This is a genomic window from Nonomuraea sp. NPDC048882 (genome assembly GCF_040649755.1).
Taxonomy (GTDB): Bacteria; Actinomycetota; Actinomycetes; order Streptosporangiales; family Streptosporangiaceae; genus Nonomuraea; species Nonomuraea maheshkhaliensis.
In genome coordinates, this window is the sequence record NZ_JBEZGB010000054.1 from 1 (window position 1) to 1,884 (window position 1,884).

The window sequence follows — 1,884 nt, forward strand, 5'->3', positions numbered from 1 at the left end:
CACTTTTTCCAGCGTTTTCGCAGAAACGTGGCTGGCCTGGTTCACAACGCGGGAAACGGTCTGATAAGAGACACCGGCATACTCTGCGACATCGTATAACGTTACTGGTTTCACATTCACCACCCTGAATTGACTCTCTTCCGGGCGCTATCATGCCATACCGCGAAAGGTTTTGCGCCATTCGATGGTGTCCGGGATCTCGACGCTCTCCCTTATGCGACTCCTGCATTAGGAAATTAATACGACTCACTATAGGGGAATTGTGAGCGGATAACAATTCCCCTGTAGAAATAATTTTGTTTAACTTTAATAAGGAGATATACCATGGGCAGCAGCCATCACCATCATCACCACAGCCAGGATCCGGGGGACGAAAACCTCTATTTCCAGTCGATGAGGCGCACGCTCTTCACCCCCGAGCACGAGCAGTTCCGGGAGACCGCCCGTGCCTACTACCTCAGGGAGTGCGTGCCCCACGCGGAGGAATGGGAGCAGGCCGGAATCGTCAGCCGCGAGGCCTGGAGCGCGGCCGGTGCGGCCGGTCTCATCGGGTGGGAATTCCCCGAGGAGTTCGGCGGACAGGGCATCCGCGACTTCCGCTACAACGCCATCATGGCCGAGGAGATGGCGGCCACCGGCACGGTGGGCATCGGCCTCGGGCTCCAGAACGACGTCCTGCCCTCCTACCTGTCGCACCTCACCGGGGAGCAGCAACACCGCTGGCTCCCCGGGATCGTCTCCGGGCGGACCATCTGCGCACTGGCCCTGTCCGAGCCGGACGCCGGGTCGGACCTGGCGGCGATGCGCACCACCGCCCGCCGCGAGGGCGACCACTATGTGCTCAGCGGCCAGAAGACCTTCATCACCAACGGCATCCTCGCCGACTTCGTGATCGTCGCCTGCAAGACCGACCCGGACGCCCGCCACAAGGGCATCAGCCTGCTGGTCGTCGAGCGCGGGATGCCCGGCTTCGAGCGCGGCCGCCGGCTGGACAAGGTCGGCCTCAAGGCGCAGGACACCGCGGAGCTCTTCTTCCACGACGTACGGGTGCCGGCGGCGAACCTCCTCGGCGCGGAGGGCCGCGGCTTCGCGTACATGATGGAGAACCTGCCCACCGCGCGGATCGCCATCGCGGTGAGCGCGCTGGGCGGCGCACAGCGCGCCTTCGAGCTGGCGCTGGAGTACGCCAAGACCCGCACGGCGTTCGGGCAGCCCATCGGCACCTTCCAGGCCAACCGCTTCGCGCTGGCCGACATGCGGGCCAAGCTCGACGCGGCACGCACCTATGTCGACGGCTGCATCATGGCGCTCGTCGAGGGCCATCTCACGGCGGTCGACGCCGCCGCGGCGAAGTACTGGACCACCGAGACCGCCTGGCAGATCATCGACCGCTGCGTCCAGCTGTTCGGCGGATACGGATACATCAACGAGTACGAGATCGCGCGCATCTGGCGCGACAACCGCATTGAGCGGATCTTCGGCGGCACCTCGGAGATCATGCAGGAGATCGTGGGGCGCTCGCTGGGGCTGACATCGGCGACCGTGAGGAAGCAGGAATGACATTTAAGTAAGTACTCGAGTCTGGTAAAGAAACCGCTGCTGCGAAATTTGAACGCCAGCACATGGACTCGTCTACTAGCGCAGCTTAATTAACCTAGGCTGCTGCCACCGCTGAGCAATAACTAGCATAACCCCTTGGGGCCTCTAAACGGGTCTTGAGGGGTTTTTTGCTGAAACCTCAGGCATTTGAGAAGCACACGGTCACACTGCTTCCGGTAGTCAATAAACCGGTAAACCAGCAATAGACATAAGCGGCTATTTAACGACCCTGCCCTGAACCGACGACAAGCTGACGACCGGGTCTCCGCAAGTGGCACTTTTCGG

The 1,884-nt window shown here is 61.8% G+C and carries 2 protein-coding genes; one reads left to right on the top strand and one right to left on the bottom strand.

Features of this window, described 5'->3' with window-relative positions:
- The coding region (locus AB0C27_RS56125; RefSeq protein ID WP_357863636.1) for a LacI family DNA-binding transcriptional regulator at positions 1-114 on the bottom strand (114 nt) is incomplete at its 3' end.
- Between the two features lie 279 nt (positions 115-393).
- On the opposite strand from AB0C27_RS56125, the gene AB0C27_RS56130 reads away from it, so the two are divergent.
- Complete coding sequence (locus AB0C27_RS56130; protein WP_357863639.1) at positions 394-1,560, top strand: acyl-CoA dehydrogenase family protein; 1,167 nt, start codon at positions 394-396, stop codon at positions 1,558-1,560.
- The last annotated feature ends 324 nt before the right edge of the window (positions 1,561-1,884 follow it).